The following is a 16,064-nucleotide window of genomic DNA, read 5'->3' as shown; positions in this document are numbered from 1 at the left end:
GTCGGTCATCCTCCCTATCGGATCTCTGGGAACGCACGGATACCGAAATGGTCTCAGTGCAGCTTCACCCGCGGCTCGGTCCGACGCGTGAGCGCGCGCGCCAGGGTATCGAGGGCCGTTTTGGGGGTGCCGTGGAGGGCCCGCTCGTGCATCTTGTAGAGCGAGCGGTACATCATCCGGGCGAACAGGCCCGCGATCAGCATGTTCTTGCCGCGCACGAACCCCATCAGGCTGCCGACGGTCGAGTATTCACCGAGCGACACCAGCGAGCCGAAATCCTTGTACTTGAACGGCTTCAGGGGCTTGCCGGCGATCTTGGCCTGGATCTGGCCGACGAGGTGGCTCGCCTGCTGGTGCGCCGCCTGGGCCCGGGGCGGCACCGGCGTGTCCGAGCCGACCTCGACCAGGTAGGCGCAATCGCCCAGCGCGAAAATATCGGGGTCGCGGGTGGTCTGCAGGGTCGGGGTGACCACGAGCTGGTTGGTCCGCGTGGTCTCCAGCCCGCCGATGCCCTGCAGGAAGGGCGGTGCCTTCACGCCCGCCGCCCAGACCACGAGTTCCGAGGGGATGAAGGTGCCGTCGGCGAGCTGCACGCCGTCGGCCCGCACCTCGGTCACCCGCGCTCTCACGCGCACGTCGACACCGATCTTGTTGAGGAGCTGCATCACCTCGGCCGAGAGGCGCTGCGGCACCGCCGGGAGGATACGGTCGGCCGCCTCCACAAGGGTGATGCGGATGTCCTTGCCCGGGTCGATCTTGTCGAGGCCGGTCGAGACCACGTGGCGGAGGGTCCGGTGCAGCTCGGCGGCGAGTTCCGTCCCGGTGGCGCCGGCACCGATCACCGTCACGTGGAGCTGGCCCGGCCGCACTGGGCCGACCTGCGTGTGCGCCCGCAGGGAGGCGTTCACGAGGCGCTGGTGGAAGCGCACCGCCTGATCCTGGGTATCGAGCGCGATGGCGTGCTGGGCCACGCCCGGCGTGCCGAAATCGTTGGTGGTGGAGCCCACGGCCATCACCAGCGTGTCGTAGGGGACCGCGCGCTGCGGCGTGACCTCGCGGCCCTCGGAATCGTAGCTCGCGGCGAGCTGGATCGTGCGCGCCTCCCGGTCGAGCCCGGTCATCTGCCCGATTCGGTAGCGGAAGCCGTGGATGTGGGCGTGGTGCAGGTAATCCACCGCGTGGTGGCCCACGTCGAGGCTGCCGGCGGCGACCTCATGCAACAGGGGCTTCCAGATATGGGTGCGCGCGCGGTCCACGAGGGTGACGTGGGCGCGCTTGCCCCGCCCGAGCTTCTCGCCGAGCTTCGTCACCAGCTGAAGCCCGGCGGCGCCGCCACCCACGACAACGACGCGATGCAGACCTGACTCGTTCTCGACGGATGCCATCGACACTCTTTCCGCTCCCGCACCGGGATTAAACGCCGGCCTGCTTACACGTCCCGGGTGTCCGATTGCCACATCTGCCCGCCTGGCACACGTGTGACCTGAGCACGCGCGACCGGGAATTCACTCACGCGCTCGGCGCGCCGGGCTGGCGCAGGGGATGGGCCTCCGCCACGGCGGGCAGGGCGAGGCATTCCGCGGCGATTCGCGCGACCGTCGGATAGGCGGCGGTCTCCACACCGAAGATGCCGGTGCCAACCCACAGGCTGACGAGGCACAGATCGGCATGGCTGACCGCATCGCCCTGACAGAAGCGTCCGGTCCCGGGCTCCCGGCTGAGTCGCGCCTCGAGCGTCCGCAGGCCGGTCTCGAAGGCGTTGCGCAGGAACGCGAGCATCCGCTCCCGGGGCAGGTCGTACTCCTCCATCAGGAAATTGCGCACCCGCGGCACGTAAAGGGGGTGCGTGTCACAGGCGACCACCTGCGCCAGGGAGCGCGCCCGCGCCCGGGCCCGGGGCTCCTCCGGCAGGAGGCGCACGCCGCCCTTCGTTTCCTCCAGATAGTCGAGGATGGCCAGCGACTGGGTGAGCGGCGGGCCGTCGCCGTCGAACAGGGCCGGCACCGCACCCTGCGGGTTGATCGCCCGGAAATCCGGCTTGTGCTGGTCCCCCGCATCGAGGTCGATGAACGTCTCCTCGTAGGGAATGCCCTTCAGCTTGAGGGCGATCCGCACCCGGAAGGCGGCGGCCGAGCGCCAGTTGCCGTACATGAGCATGGATGAGGATCTCCAACGCGGTTGCCGGAGCACAGCCGAGTTTGCGCCCGGCCGCAAGGGGCGACATCCCGATGCGGCCGGCCCATATCGGAGGTGTGTTCCGGAGACTTCACGCTATGGCCGACCAGCCCGCACCCCGCGCCTTCATCTCGCTCTCGATCGCGGTGCTCACCGTATCGGACACCCGCCGGCCGGAGGACGACCGCTCCGGCGACACCCTGGTCCAGCGCCTCACGGATGCAGGCCATAGGCTCGCAGCCCGGGCCATCGTGCCGGACGAGATCCCGGCGATCCGGGGGCAGGTGGAGGCGTGGCTGCGCGATCCGGGCGTCGACGTGGTGCTGACCACGGGCGGCACCGGCTTCACCGGGCGCGACGTGACCCCGGAGGCGCTGGAGCCGCTGTTCGAGAAGCGCATGGACGGCTTCTCCGCCGTCTTCCACCGCATCTCTTACGACAAGATCGGCACCTCGACCCTGCAATCCCGCGCCACCGCGGGGGTGGCGCGGGCAACCTACGTGTTCGTGCTGCCGGGCTCGCCGGGCGCCTGCCGGGACGCCTGGGACGGGATCCTGGCCCAGCAACTCGACTATCGTCACCGACCCTGCAATTTCGTGGAGATCATGCCGCGGCTCGACGAGCACCTGCGGCGGGGGGCGAGTATCGCGGTGTGAGGGGCGCCTCCCCCGCCCTCCCCTGGCGCGGACCAGACAGGTCCCAATGGAGGGCGGGGGCAGAGACGGACGGCCCGAAGGCCGCTCAGCCGCTTACGCCCGGCAGTCTTCGAACCCCTGCTTGATCGCTGCCGCATCGAGATTGCGCCCGATGAACACCACGCGCGACACGCGCGGCTCGTTCGGGCCCCAATCGCCCTGCACGTCCCCGTCGAGGATCATGTGGACGCCCTGGAAGACGAAGCGCTTCGGCTCGTTCGGGAAGGCCACGATCCCCTTGCAGCGCAGGATGTCGGGCCCCTGGCTCTGAGTCAGGTTCGAGATCCAGGGCATGAATTTTTCCGGGTCCACCTCCCCCTCGATCTTCGCCGAGATCGAGCGGATGTCGGAATCGTGGTGATGGTGGTGCCCCTCCTCCAGGAAGTCGGGCTCCACCTCGAGGATACGGTCGAGTTCGAAGGCGTTGCGCTCCAGCACGGCGTCGAGGGGCACGGCGCAGTTCTGCGTGCGGTGGAGCTTGGCCAGCGGGTTGATGGCGCGGATCTCGGCCTCGACCCGGTCGAGCTCGGCGGGCGCCACGAGGTCGCTCTTGTTGAGCAGGATCACGTCCGCGAAGGCGATCTGGTTCTTCGCCTCGGGGGCGTCCTTCAGGCGGTCGGTGAGCCACTTGGCGTCCGCCACCGTCACCACGGCGTCGAGCCGGGCGGCCTCGCCGACATCCTGATCGACGAAGAAGGTCTGGGCCACCGGGGCCGGGTCGGCCAGCCCCGTGGTCTCGACGATGATCGCGTCGAACTTGCCCCGGCGCTTCACCAGCCCGTCCATGATCCGGATCAGGTCGCCGCGCACCGTGCAGCAGACGCAGCCGTTGTTCATCTCGAACACTTCCTCGTCGGCGCCGACCACGAGGTCGTTGTCGATGCCGATCTCGCCGAACTCGTTGACGATCACGGCGTAGCGCTTGCCGTGATTCTCGGTGAGGATGCGGTTGAGGAGCGTGGTCTTGCCCGCGCCGAGATAGCCGGTGAGCACGGTCACCGGGATCTTGCCGGCGGTCGATCCAGCCTGGAGGGAAGCGGGGCTCGTATCGGTCATGGCCGGTTCTTCGCTATGATTCGAGGGGTCGGACGCGACGGGGCGCCTGCGACCGTTGTCATATTGTAACAAATCCCGGCAAAGGAAGACGGAGCCACACGGTTTCGCGACCGGGGCCGCCAATCGATTGCACGTCGGGCAAGCTTTGCACTAGGCATTGTGCGCCGCCGCGGAACACCCGCGCGGTCCGCCATAGAAAAGCACCAGCGATCGCATTGATACGGCGGCGTTCCGCGCGAATCGGACCCGCCGCAGTCAGCCCGGTCTCTTCGTCCGGACGCAGAAGAACACGCTCATGGACGCCCGAAACCCGCTGGAACAGGACGAGACTGCCCTGGCGCCGCCGCGCGGCCGCCGACGGACCGGCCCCCTCGTCGTCATCGCGCTGCTGGCGGCCCTGGGCGCCCTCGCCCTCGCCTTCCCGGATCGCGCCCGCGAGACCGCCGCGGGCGTCACCGGCTCGGTGGCGAGCCTGTTCGGCGGTTCGAGCAACCCCGATCCGGGCATCGATGCGGTGAAGGCCGGCCCGGTGGAGCGGGTGTTCCGGCCCTCCAAGGAGCAGCGCGCCGCCTTCGAGATCCTGCCGGTGGCCACGCAGGTGTTCCGGCCGGAGGGGGCCGCCGAGGGGCGCATCGCGCTGAACGATGACGACAACGTGCCGGTGGTCTCGCCCTATGCGGGCCGCGTCACCAAGGTGCTGGTCCGGGCGGGCGACGACGTGAAGGCCGGCGACGTGCTGCTGACGCTGGAGGCCACCGACATGGTCCAGGCGCAGAACGACTATCAGGCGGCGCTGAACAACCTCCAGAAGCAGCAGGCGCTGCTCAAGCTCGACCAGACCATCGCCCAGCGCCAGCAGGAGCTGTTTCAGGCCCACGCCACGGCGCTGAAGGACTATCAATCGGCCCAGAACGACGTGATCGCCGCCCAGAGCGACCTGAAGACCGCCGAGGCGGCGCTCGACGCGGTGAAGAACCGCCTGCGGCTGCTCGGCAAGACCGATTCCGAGATCGCCGCCTACGAGAAGAACGGCACGCTGAGCCCGGAGACCCAGATCCGGGCGCCGATCGCCGGCACGATCGTCCAGCGCAAGGTCGGCATCGGGCAATATCTCTCGGCCTCCAGCGATCCGGTCTTCGTGATCGGCGACCTGTCCACGGTCTGGCTCGTGGCCAACGTGCGCGAGAGCGAGATCCCGCGGATCCGCATCGGCCAGGAGGTCGAGGCGAAGGTCGCGGGCTTCGGCACGCGGGTGTTCAAGGCCCGGGTGAACTACATGGCCTCCAGCCTCGATCCGGCGACGCGCCGGCTCGCCGTGCGCAGCGAGGTCGACAACCCGGACCGGGTGCTGCGACCCGAAATGTTCGCCACCTTCACGATCATCACCGGCAAGGGCGAGCCGAGCCCGAGCATCCCGGTGGCCGCGATCGTGTACGAGGGCGACCGCACCCACGTCTGGGTGGCGCGGCCCGACGGGGCCGTGGAGGCGCGCGACATCAAGCTCGGGCTGATCAACGGCGACAGCGCCCAGGTGGTCGATGGGTTGAAGGCGGGCGAGCAGGTCGTGACCCGCGGCGCCCTGTTCATCGACCGGGCCGCCAGCGGCGACAAGGCGTCCTGAGCGAGGATCCGGTCCGATGAACGCGCTGATCGCCTTCTCGCTGCGCCAGCGCGTGCTGGTGGTGCTGCTGTTCGTGGTGATGCTGGGCATCGGCTACGGCGCCTACACGCAGCTCAACATCGAGGCCTATCCCGACCCGGTGCCGCCGCTGGTCGACGTGATCACCCAGAATCCGGGGCAATCCGCCGACGAGATCGAGCGCTACATCACGATTCCGCTCGAGGTGGCGCTCGCCGGCATCCCGAACGCCCAGGTGGTGCGCACCATCTCGCTGTTCGGCCTGTCCGACGTGAAGGTGCAGTTCAACTACGAGTACACGTACGAGGAGGCGCTGCAGCGGGTGCTCAACCGCCTGTCGCAGGCCCCGACCCTGCCGAACGGCGCCACGCCGCAGATCTCGCCGACGAGCCCGGTGGGCGAGATCATGCGCTACAAGCTCGTCGGCCCGGCGGGCTATTCGCCGATGGACATGAAGACCCTGCAGGACTGGGTGCTGCAGCGCCGGTTCAAAGCGATCCCCGGCGTCGTGGACGTTACGGCCTTCGGCGGCAAGGCCAAGGAATACGAGATCGCGGTCGACCTGAACCGCCTCCAGGCGCAGGGCCTGACCCTCGTGCAGCTGACCACGGCGCTCAACAACGCCTCGATCAATGTCGGCGGCCAGACGCTCAACGTCGGCCAGCAATCGGCGGTGGTGCGCGGCATCGGCCTGATCCGCGACATGGACGACATCAAGGACACGATGATCAGCCTCGTCAACGGCACGCCGGTGCTGGTGCGGGACGTGGCGGAGGTGCGCGTGTCGAACGCCCCGCGGCTCGGCATCGTCGGCCACGACGACCAGCCCGACATCGTCGAGGGCATCGTGCTCATGACCCGCGGCGGCAAGAGCCTGCCGACCCTGGAGCGGGTCGAGGCCGAGATCGACAAGATCAACAGCTCCACGATCCTGCCGCCCGACGTGAAGATCGAGCGGATCTACGACCGCTCGGGGCTGATCCACACCACCACCCACACGGTGATGCACAACCTCGTCTTCGGCGTGGTGCTGGTCTTCGTGGTGCAGTGGCTGTTCCTCGGCTCGCTCACCAGCGCGATCATCGTGGCAGCGACGATCCCCTTCGCGCTCGGCTTCGCGATCCTGATCCTCGTGGTGCGCGGCGATTCGGCGAACCTGCTGTCGCTCGGCGCGATCGATTTCGGCCTGATTGTCGACGCGACCGTCATCATGGTCGAGAACGTCTTTCGCCACATCGCCGAGCCCGAGCACGTGAAGGGCGAGGCCCCACCGGCCGGCTTGACTGGGCGGCTCGGCACCATCGCGATCGCCGGACGCGAGGTGAACCGGGCGATCTTCTTCTCGGCCACCATCATCATCGTCGGCTTTCTGCCGCTGTTCACGATGACCGGCGTCGAGGGCCACATCTTCGGGCCGATGGCCAAGACCTACGCGTACGCGCTGATCGGCGGCTTGCTCGCGACCTTCACGGTCTCGCCCGCGCTCTCCGCGCTGATGCTGCCCAAGAACCTGGAGGAACGCGACACGCTGATCGTGCGGGTGCTGCGCGTCGGCCACGAGGCGGCCCTGCGCTTCGGCCTGCGCAACCGGGTCCTGGCGATCGGTGTAATGCTGGCGGTGCTGCTCGTCTCGGGTCTCGCGGCGCGCAACCTCGGCCTGGAATTCCTGCCGCGCCTTGAGGAGGGCAACCTCTACGTGCGCGGCACCATGCCGTCCTCGATCTCGCTGGAGGCCGGCAACGCCTACGTCCAGCGGATGCGCAAGATCTTCCAGGAGGTCCCGGAGGTCGTCACCGTGCTCTCGCACCAGGGCCGGCCGAACGACGGCACCGACGCGACCGGCTTTTTCAACGTCGAGATCCTGGCGCCCCTGAAGCCGATCGACCAGTGGCGCAAGGGGCTCGACAAGGAAACGCTGATCGCCAACCTGAACAAGCAGCTGGAATCGGAATTTCCCGGCATCGAGTTCAACTTCTCGCAGTATATCGAGGACAACGTCCAGGAGGCGGCCTCGGGCGTGAAGGGCGAGAACTCGGTCAAGATCTACGGCAACGACCTCGCGCAGCTCACCAAGACCGCCAACGCCGTGAAGGCGGCGCTCGCCACGGTCCAGGGCATCACCGACCTGTCGGTGTTCGAATCACTCGGCCAGCCGACGGTGCGGATCGACGTCGACCGCCACAAGGCCGCCCGCTACGGCCTGTCGATCGGCGACGTGAACACCACGATTCAGGCGGCGATCGGCGGCCAGACCGCCGGCGACCTCTACGAGTACGGCTCGGACCGCCACTTCCCGATGCGGGTGCGGCTGGCCAAGGAGTACCGCTCGTCGCTCGCCGGCATCCGCAACATCGCGGTCGGCGCCCAGAACCCGAACGGCGGCGTGATCCAGGTGCCGCTCTCCGAGATCGCCGATGTCGACCTCGTCTCGGGCGCCTCGTTCATCTATCGCGAGGATCAGGAGCGCTACATCCCGGTGAAGTTCTCGGTGCGCGGGCGCGACCTCGGCAGCGCGGTGATCGAGGCGCAGCGCAAGGTCGCCGAGGCGGTGGACCTGCCGCCGGGCTACCGGCTGGAATGGGTCGGGCAGTTCACCAACCTGCAGGAGGCGGCACACCGGCTGAGCCTCGTCGTGCCGGTGACGCTGCTGCTGATCGCGCTGCTCCTCTACATCAACTTCTCCTCGTTGGCCGACATGCTGCTGACCCTGTCGGTGATCCCGATGGCGATGATCGGCGGCATCTTCGCCCTGTCGCTGACCGGCACGCCGTTCTCGATTTCGGCGGCGATCGGCTTCATCGCCCTGTTCGGCATCTCGACCATGGAGGGCGTGATCCTGCTGGCCTACTACAACCAGCTCCTCGACGAGGGCTGGAGGAAGCAGGAGGCGGTCTGGCACGCCGCCGTGGTGCGCATGCGCCCGGTGATGATGACCTGCGTGGCGGCCTGTGTCGGCCTCCTGCCGGCCGCCGTCTCAACCGGCATCGGTTCGCAGGTGCAGAAGCCGCTGGCGCTGGTGGTCGTCGGTGGCATCATCCTGGCGCCGAACCTGATCCTCGTGGTCGTGCCGGTGCTGATCTCCCTGTTCTCCCGGCGCAAGCCGAACCCGGACGCGCAGGCGCGGACCGAGCATCGGGCCGCCGCGTGAGCCGTTTCACGACCGCCCTGCGGGCCGGCCAGCGGCTCGTTGCAGGTACGCCACAACGAACCACCCGCGCGCACCATCTGGGGACCGCTGCATTGACTTGGATGGGCTCCGCGTCGCTCTACCGGAGCGAGGCTTCCGGGGGCGGAATGGTGATGCGTGCGCCGAAACGGTGCGGACGGGCGGTGGCCGTGCTGGCCGCGTCCCTGTCCCTGTCGGCCTGCGCGGTCGGCCCGAACTACGTGCCGCCCGAGGCTCCGCCGGTCAGCCGCTACACCAAGGAGCCGCTGAAGAATCCCTCGGCCGCCGACACGATCCGCACCCGGCAGGGTGGATCCGCCGACCAGAACTTCGTCTCGGGTGCCGACATCCCGGGCGAATGGTGGACCCTGTTCCATTCGAAGGCACTGAACCGCCTCGTCGAGCAGGCGCTCGCCAACAACCCGACGCTGGAGGCCGCGCAGGCCGCCCTCCGGGTGGCCCAGCAGAACGTGCTGGCCCAGAAGGGCACGCTCTATCCGACCCTGACGGCGAACCCGCAGGTGCAGGGCGTCCTGGCCCCGGGCCTCGACCTGCAATCGCCCCTGCAGAACCAGTTCCAGTACCTCTACAGCCTCTCCACCCCACAGGCGGTGGTCGCCTATAACCCGGACGTGTTCGGCGGGAACCGCCGCCAGATCGAATCGCTGGAAGCCACGACCGAGAACCAGCGCTTCCAGCTCGAGGCGGCCTATCTCAGCCTCACCGGCAACGTGGTGGCGGCCGCGATCCAGGAGGCGGCGCTCCGGGCGCAAATCGAGGCGACCCGCCGGGTGATCCAGGCACAGACCGAGATCCTGCAGCTCTACAACAAGCAGCTCTCCCTCGGTCAGATCGCGGGCGCCGACGTGGTGCAGCAGCAGGCGGCCCTCGCCCTGTCCCAGCAACTCCTGCCGCCGCTGGAGAAGGCGCTGGCCCAGCAGCGCAACCTGCTGACAGCGCTGGCCGGACGGCTGCCCTCGGACGAGGTCAGCGAGACCTTCGAACTCTCGGCCCTGCGCCTGCCGACCAAGCTCCCGGTGAGCCTGCCCTCGCGGCTGGTGCAGCAGCGGCCGGACGTGAAGGCCGCCGAGGCGCTGGTCCAGCAGGCGAGCGCCAATGTCGGCGTCGCCCTGGCCAACCGCCTGCCGCAGTTCAACCTCACGGCGACGGGCGGCTCCAGCGCCACGCGGATCGCGCAGGTGACGAGCCCGAGCGCCGCGTTCTTCACGATCATCGGGCAGGCCACAGCCCCGATCTTCGACGCCGGCACGCTGTTCCGGCGCCAGCGGGCGGCCGAGGAATCGCTGACGGAGGCGCAGGCGCAGTATAAGGCGACGGTGATCACCGCCTTCCAGAACGTTGCCGATGCCCTGCGGGCGCTCCAGGCCGACGCCAAGGCGGTGGCGGCTGCCGATGCCGCGGTGAGCGCTACCAACCAGAGCCTGGGGCTGATCCGCAAGCAGTACACCGCGGGCGCCGTCACCTCCTCGCAGGTGCTGATCGCCCAGCAGGGCTACCTATCGGCGCTGATCACCTCGGCGGGCGCCCGGGCGACGCAATACGCCGACACGGCGGCTTTGTTCATCGCCCTCGGCGGCGGCTGGTGGAACCGCACCGACGTGGCGCCGCCCCCGCCCGAGAAGGATCCGCTGAAGATCCTGTGACGTGATCGTCTGGGAGTTTGGTCGACCCAAGTACCGCGTGTTCCGCATCGCGCGGACGAATCAAGTCGCGGTTTCGAAAGGTCGAGACCTTTCGCGGGTCCAGGGCAGCGCCCTGGTGAACGTCTCAGGGCTCTGCCCTGAGCACCCGCTTGAGGGCACGGCCTCTCGGAAACCAGGATCCTGAGGAGGTCAGGCCCTCACGCGTACATCGCAATGGCGTCCTGCAGCATCTGGTCGGCGGTGCTCATGACCTTGGTGTTGGCCGTGTAGGCCTGCTGCGTCTCGATCATCTTCGAGAACTGGTCCGAGATGCTGGCATTCGACTGCTCGACGGAGCCGGCCGTCACGGTCGCACCGTTGAGGCCGTAGCTCGGCGTCTCGGACTGGCCGTTGGCCACGTAGGTGCCGCTCTCGTAGGCGGTCAGGTTCGGCTGCGTGCCGAACTGCGCCAGCGTCAGCGTGCCCAGCGGCACGGTGCTGCCATCCGCGGCGGTCCCGCTGAGGGCCCCGGCGGGGGAGACAGCGAGGCTCGACAGGGTGTTGGCCCCCGTGGGTACCGTGACCGGCGCCGACGCCGAGGGACCGGCGAAGAGATAATAGCCCGCGCCGTTGACGAGGTAGCCGTTGGCGTCGGCCGAGAAGTCGCCGCGCCGCGTGTAGGCTGTGGTGGTGCTGAAGGCGGGGCTCTGGTCGGTCCCGGTATTCTCCCGCACGATGAAGTAGCCGTTGCCGGAGATGCCGAGGTTGGTCGAGACCCCGGTGGATTGCAGCGTGCCCTGGAGGCCGAGCGTGTCGCGCGTGTTGCTCGCCACGCCGCCCGCCGGCTGCGTCCCGGCCTCGGTCTGTGCGAGCATGTCGGCGAAATGGGTCTCGGTGGTCTTGAACCCCGCCGTCTGCGTATTGGCGATGTTGCCCGAGATGTTGTTGAGCGCGAAGGACTGCGCCGACGCGCCGGAAATCGAGTTCGAGAGCGCGGCGAAGAGGCTCATCGGGGTCTCCGTATGTCGGAGCGGCGGGAAATCGTCCGACGGGACATCATAGGCGCGCACTATGGTTAACCGGCGGTGTGTTGCTGGTGTTGCGGCCGTCTGTGCGAGCGCGCTCGGAGCAATCCAGTCCGTGCTTCATCGATCGCGATCGCGCGACCCTGGGTCGCTTCGCTGCGCTCGCGATGACGGCGCGAGGAGAGGCCGAACTGGCCTTACGCTCCGATCGCGCTCAGCACGATCTCCCTTCGATGCGGCCGGTCGCGGTGCTCGATCAGGTAGATTCCCTGCCACGTGCCGAGTGCCAGCCGGCCATCGACCAGGGGGATAGTCAGGGCCGAATCGGTCACCAGCGTGCGGATATGGGCCGGCATGTCGTCCGGCCCCTCAGCTCCGTGGACATAGCCGGCATGGCGCGGCGCGAATCCGTCGAGGGCGGTCATCAGGTCGGTCTGAACGTCGGGGTCGGCGTTCTCCTGGATGGTGAGCGAGGCGGAGGTGTGCCGGCAAAACACCGTCACCAGCCCATCCCGGAGGCCGCTGTCGCGAACGAACGCCGCCACCGCGTCGGTGAAATCCGTAAACCCCTGCCCCGCCGTCGCGATGGTGAGCCGCCCGCTGGCGTGGCGCTCCACCGCGCCGGAGGCCAGCATCTCCACCGCACCGATCCTGCCCTGCCCTCTGCCCTGCCTCATGCGTCCGTCTCCAGCAATGTCGACCCCGGCGCGACCTCGCGCTCGCCCCGGGCGAGGATGCGTTCCAGCACGTCGATCCGGTCGGCCTCCGCAGGGGGCTTGTCCCAGCGGATGCGGCTGACCCGAGGAAAACGCATCGCCACCCCGGATTTGTGCCGGGTCGAGCGCTGCACGCCCTCGAAGGCGATCTCCAGTACGAGCCCCGCCTCAAGCCCATGGGCGACCTCGCGCACCGGGCCGAACCGCTTGGTGGTGTTGTTGCGGACGTAGCGGTCCAGCTTGGCGAGCTCGGCATCGGTGAAGCCGTGATAGGCCTTGCCCACCGGCACCAGTTCGTCGCCACCCTCGGGGGCCTCGCGCCAGACCCCGAACGTGTAGTCCGAATAGAAGGACGAGCGCTTTCCGTGGCCGCGCTGGGCGTACATCATCACGGCATCGACGATGTGCGGCTCGCGCTTCCACTTCCACCACGGCCCCTTCGGGCGGCCCGGCAGGTAGGGGCTGTTGCGGCGCTTGAGCATGATGCCCTCGATCGCCTCGGCATCCTCGCCCGCCCCCACTGAGGCCGGATCGGCCCGCGCGGCGGCGAGTGCCTCCCAATCGGCGAAGGGTACGAGCGGCGAGATGTCGATGCGGGCGTGATCGAGGCGCGTGACCAGGGCCTCCAGCTTCTCCCGACGCTCCACGAACGGGTCGGCCCGAAGGTCGTCGCCGTCGAGGGTCAGAAGGTCGTAGGCCCGCACGTGGGCGGGGAATTCCTCGAGGAGCTTGCCCGTCACCGCCTTCCGGTTGAGGCGCTGCTGGAGCACGTTGAAGCTCTGGACCCGGCGCTCGCGCAGGATCAGCAACTCGCCGTCCAGCGTGCCCGTGAAGGTGATCGCCTCGGCGAGATCGGGGAAGGCGCCGGTGATGTCCTCGCCGGTGCGGGAATAGATCTTTCCGACCTGCACCCCCGCCCGGTCGCGGCCGCCGACGAGCTGGACGCGGATGCCGTCCCATTTCCACTCGGCCGAGAACGCCTCCGGCTCCAGCTTGTCGAGATCGGCCTCCTCCTCGATCGGGTGGGACAGCATCGGCGGCCGGAACGGGGCCGGGTTCAGGGTCTCGGGCCGCTCGGCCCGTCCCTCGACCCAGGCGAACAGGGTCTCGAAGGGGGGCGTCAGCCCGTGCCAGACCTCTTCGACGGCGTCCGCATCGTGGCCCCCGAGGGCACCGACCGCCGTCTTGGCAAGCCGCGCTGAGACGCCGACGCGGAGATTGCCGGTGACGAGCTTCAGCAACGCCCAGCGCCCGGTTTCATCGAGAGCATCGAGCCAGTTGGCGAGGTGCTGGGGGAGGTCGCGCTTGGGGATGGTGGCGAGGGTTTCCACGACTTCGGCCAGGGTCGGGACGTGGGGTGGTGGGTTGTTGTGGCCGATCCCGGCAGGCGGATCCCCTCCCCCCCCTGCGGGGGAGGGTACCCTGCGCAGCAGGGGGGGAGAGGGGAGCGACGTCGCAGGCTTGGGCTCGCCCGACGTGAAGGCCGAGTCGTATTCTGCCCCGTCGCTCCCCTCTCCCGACCCCCTTCGGGGGCCACCCTCCCCCGCAGAGGGGGGAGGGAGGGGCGTGGTGGGCCAGATCAGCGCCGTGGTCTCCGCGAGGTCGCCCACGTAATTGTGCGACAGCCGGAACAGGACCGGATCAATCCGCTCCTCCACCAGCCCCCGGATCAGCGCCGGCTTGGCTTCGCGAAAACTCAGCGTGCCGGTCATGGCGCCGAGCGCGTAGCCACGCTCCGGGTCGGGCGTGCGGGCGAAATAATCCTGGAGCATCCGCAGCTTGGCGTTGCGGCGGGGCTCGTAGGCGAGGCGGTCGAGGAGGTGGGCGAACTCGTTCACGCGGCCGCCTCCGTCGTCCCCGTACCGGGCTCCGCGGGCGAAGGCTCAGCCTCGCCGTCGTCGCCATACCCCAAGAGATGCAACGGCTTCGCCCGGATGCCCTGCGTCCCGCACCAGTGAACCAGCGCGTCCTCCTGCCCGTGCGTCACCCAGACCTCGCCCGCGCCGGTGTCGCGGATGGTGCGGCACAGGTCCGGCCAGTCGGAATGGTCCGAGATCACCATCGGCAGCTCGACGCCCTTCTGGCGGGCGCGGGCGCGCACCCGCATCCAGCCGGAGGCAAAGCAGGTCACCGGGTCGGGAAATTTTCGCGACCACAGATCCTGGATCGACGAGGGCGGGCAGATCACGATCGCCCCGTGCAGATCCTTCCGATCGGCCGCCACCACCTTCGGGGTATCGCCCAGCGGTATGCCCTCCTCCTTGTAGAGGGCGGTGAGCTTCTCCATCGCGCCGTGCAGATGGATCGGCCGGTCCCAGCCCTCCTCGCGCAGCAGCGCCATCACCCGCTGCGCCTTGCCGAGTGCGTAGGCGCCGACGATGTGGGCGCGCTCCGGGAACAGCCTGACGGAGTCGAGGAGCTTGCGCACCTCGCCTCTTGTGTCGGGATGCGTGAAGACAGGCAGGCCGAAGGTCGCCTCGGTGATGAACACGTCGCAGGGCACCACCTCAAAGGGCAGGCAGGTCGGGTCCGGCGCCCGCTTGTAGTCGCCCGAGACCACCACCCGGGCGCCCTCCCGCTCGATCGCAATCTGGGCCGATCCGAGGACATGGCCCGCGGGGGCGAAGCGCACGGTGACGTCGCCGACGCGGATCTCTTCGCTCAGACGCGCCTCCTGCCGATGTTGGCAAAAGTCCGCGCCGTAGCGCACCGCCATGATCCGCAGGGTCTCGGGCGTCGCCAGCACGTGGCGGTGGCCCGAGCGGGCGTGGTCGGCGTGGCCGTGGGTGATCAGCGCGCGCTCCACCGGCCAGGTCGGATCGACATGGAAGCGCCCGAGGGGGCAGTAGAGACCCTCGCGGGTCAGGGTGAGGAGATCGCTGGCGCGTATCGGCATCGGGTCCGTGCTGCCGGTGGAGTCCGCCGGTGGCCCCGATATAGTGGCGCCCCCGAACCGGCAGACGCATGGCCCCGCAGCACAGTTCCGGCGACCTCCTCGCCGACCGCCGCTATCGCTACGCGGAGGCCTGCCTGGACGACGGCGACTATGACGCCGCCGCAGACCTCGCCGAGCAGGTTCTGGAGATCGCCCCGCGCTACGCGCCGGCCTGGCTGCTGCTCGGCCGGGCGCGGGAGGGGCTTTCTGCGTCGCGCGGCGACCCGGCGCTGCGCGACGCCGCGGCCCGGGCCTATGCCTGCGCCCTGGACATCGACCCGGACGATACGTTGGGCGTCCGGGCCCAGCTCGTCCGCCTGGGCGCGGGCGATGGCCTTCCGGCCCTCTCCCCCGCCTACGTGAAGGCCCTGTTCGACGGCTACGCACCGCGCTTCGAGCGCCATCTGGTCGGGGGCCTCGCCTATATTGGCCCGGACCTGGTCCGCGACGCCCTCCCCCGCCTGCCCGAGCGCTTCGGCACGGCCCTCGATCTCGGCTGCGGCACCGGCCTGATGGGCGCGGCGATCCGCGGGCGGGTCGATCACCTGACGGGCGTCGACCTCTCGCCGGCCATGCTGGCCCTGGCCCGCGCCAAGACATGGCAGGGCCGCCCGCTCTACGACCGCCTCGTCGAGGGCGAACTCGGTGCGTTCCTGGCGGGAGGAGCGGCAAACTCCGCCGACCTGTGCCTCGCTGCCGACGTGCTGATCTACGTGGCGGATCTCGGCCCGGTCCTGGCGGGGATCGGCCGCGCCCTGCGTCCGGGCGGGCTCGCGGCCTTCACGGTGCAGTCCCATGACGGGTCCGGTGCGATCCTGGGCGCCGATGGGCGCTACGCCCATGCCGATGGCCACATCGCGGAGACTGTGACCGCTGCCGGCCTCGAAATCCTCACCCTGCATTCGGCCGGAGTCCGACGGGAGGCCGGCATGCCGGTGCCGGGCCGCGTCGTTGTGTTACGCCGCACTGCGGCATGAAACGGTCTCGCTATTCGTCCATTGTCAGTCGGTCGCG

Annotated in this window: 12 protein-coding genes; 5 read left to right on the top strand and 7 right to left on the bottom strand. The window is 69.1% G+C overall.

The features are described 5' to 3' along the window. Positions 1-53 precede the first annotated feature (53 nt). Both BLQ49_RS19460 and maiA read right to left on the bottom strand, forming a co-directional pair. Positions 54-1,385, bottom strand: coding sequence for an NAD(P)/FAD-dependent oxidoreductase (locus BLQ49_RS19460; RefSeq protein ID WP_091718668.1), 1,332 nt, complete (start codon positions 1,383-1,385; stop codon positions 54-56). A gap of 124 nt (positions 1,386-1,509) precedes the next feature. Next, positions 1,510-2,157 carry a maleylacetoacetate isomerase gene (maiA, locus tag BLQ49_RS19455; RefSeq protein ID WP_091718666.1) on the bottom strand — a complete coding sequence of 216 codons (648 nt, stop codon included), beginning with the start codon at positions 2,155-2,157 and terminating at the stop codon, positions 1,510-1,512. A 116-nt stretch (positions 2,158-2,273) separates the two neighbouring features. On the opposite strand from maiA, the gene moaB reads away from it, so the two are divergent. Beyond that, the gene (moaB, locus tag BLQ49_RS19450; protein WP_091718664.1) at positions 2,274-2,831 is read left to right on the top strand and encodes a molybdenum cofactor biosynthesis protein B; all 558 of its coding nucleotides are present in this window, start codon (positions 2,274-2,276) and stop codon (positions 2,829-2,831) included. Between the two features lie 93 nt (positions 2,832-2,924). Here moaB and BLQ49_RS19445 read toward each other — a convergent pair whose 3' ends face one another. Further along, positions 2,925-3,926 (bottom strand): CobW family GTP-binding protein, encoded by a 1,002-nt coding sequence (locus tag BLQ49_RS19445; RefSeq protein ID WP_091718662.1) that lies wholly within the window; start codon positions 3,924-3,926, stop codon positions 2,925-2,927. 295 nt (positions 3,927-4,221) lie between these two features. Here BLQ49_RS19445 and BLQ49_RS19440 point away from each other — a divergent pair, with 295 nt between their 5' ends. The 3 genes from BLQ49_RS19440 (at position 4,222) to BLQ49_RS19430 (ending at position 10,395) form a co-directional block, all read left to right on the top strand. Beyond that, positions 4,222-5,547: an efflux RND transporter periplasmic adaptor subunit gene (locus tag BLQ49_RS19440; RefSeq protein ID WP_091718660.1), complete on the top strand. Its 1,326-nt coding sequence runs from the start codon at positions 4,222-4,224 to the stop codon at positions 5,545-5,547. A gap of 16 nt (positions 5,548-5,563) precedes the next feature. Further along, a complete protein-coding gene (locus BLQ49_RS19435; protein ID WP_091718657.1) occupies positions 5,564-8,713 on the top strand; it encodes an efflux RND transporter permease subunit in 3,150 nt (1,049 codons plus the stop codon). 152 nt (positions 8,714-8,865) lie between these two features. Beyond that, a complete protein-coding gene (locus tag BLQ49_RS19430) occupies positions 8,866-10,395 on the top strand; it encodes an efflux transporter outer membrane subunit (RefSeq protein WP_244507686.1) in 1,530 nt (509 codons plus the stop codon). Between the two features lie 197 nt (positions 10,396-10,592). Here the strand turns inward: BLQ49_RS19430 and BLQ49_RS19425 are convergent, their stop codons facing one another. The 4 genes from BLQ49_RS19425 to BLQ49_RS19410 all read right to left on the bottom strand — a co-directional run bounded on the left by BLQ49_RS19425 (position 10,593) and on the right by BLQ49_RS19410 (position 15,011). Beyond that, positions 10,593-11,384, bottom strand: a complete 792-nt coding sequence (locus BLQ49_RS19425) for a flagellar hook basal-body protein (protein ID WP_091718653.1) — start codon at positions 11,382-11,384, stop codon at positions 10,593-10,595. A 212-nt stretch (positions 11,385-11,596) separates the two neighbouring features. Continuing rightward, positions 11,597-12,076 carry a secondary thiamine-phosphate synthase enzyme YjbQ gene (locus tag BLQ49_RS19420; protein ID WP_091718651.1) on the bottom strand — a complete coding sequence of 160 codons (480 nt, stop codon included), beginning with the start codon at positions 12,074-12,076 and terminating at the stop codon, positions 11,597-11,599. Continuing rightward, a complete protein-coding gene (locus tag BLQ49_RS19415; RefSeq protein ID WP_091718649.1) occupies positions 12,073-13,953 on the bottom strand; it encodes a cisplatin damage response ATP-dependent DNA ligase in 1,881 nt (626 codons plus the stop codon). Before BLQ49_RS19415 ends, BLQ49_RS19420 begins: the two co-directional genes overlap by 4 nt. After that, positions 13,950-15,011: a ligase-associated DNA damage response exonuclease gene (locus BLQ49_RS19410; protein ID WP_091718647.1), complete on the bottom strand. Its 1,062-nt coding sequence runs from the start codon at positions 15,009-15,011 to the stop codon at positions 13,950-13,952. Before BLQ49_RS19410 ends, BLQ49_RS19415 begins: the two co-directional genes overlap by 4 nt. 68 nt (positions 15,012-15,079) lie before the next feature. Between BLQ49_RS19410 and BLQ49_RS19405 the strand changes: the two genes are divergently transcribed. Continuing rightward, positions 15,080-16,027 carry a class I SAM-dependent DNA methyltransferase gene (locus tag BLQ49_RS19405; RefSeq protein WP_091718645.1) on the top strand — a complete coding sequence of 316 codons (948 nt, stop codon included), beginning with the start codon at positions 15,080-15,082 and terminating at the stop codon, positions 16,025-16,027. Positions 16,028-16,064 lie beyond the last annotated feature (37 nt).

It is taken from the genome of Methylobacterium phyllostachyos (genome assembly GCF_900103445.1).
In the GTDB taxonomy this organism is placed as follows: Bacteria; Pseudomonadota; Alphaproteobacteria; order Rhizobiales; family Beijerinckiaceae; genus Methylobacterium; species Methylobacterium phyllostachyos.
Note: the sequence above shows the minus strand (reverse complement) of the source record. Positions and strands in the feature narration are given on the sequence as shown.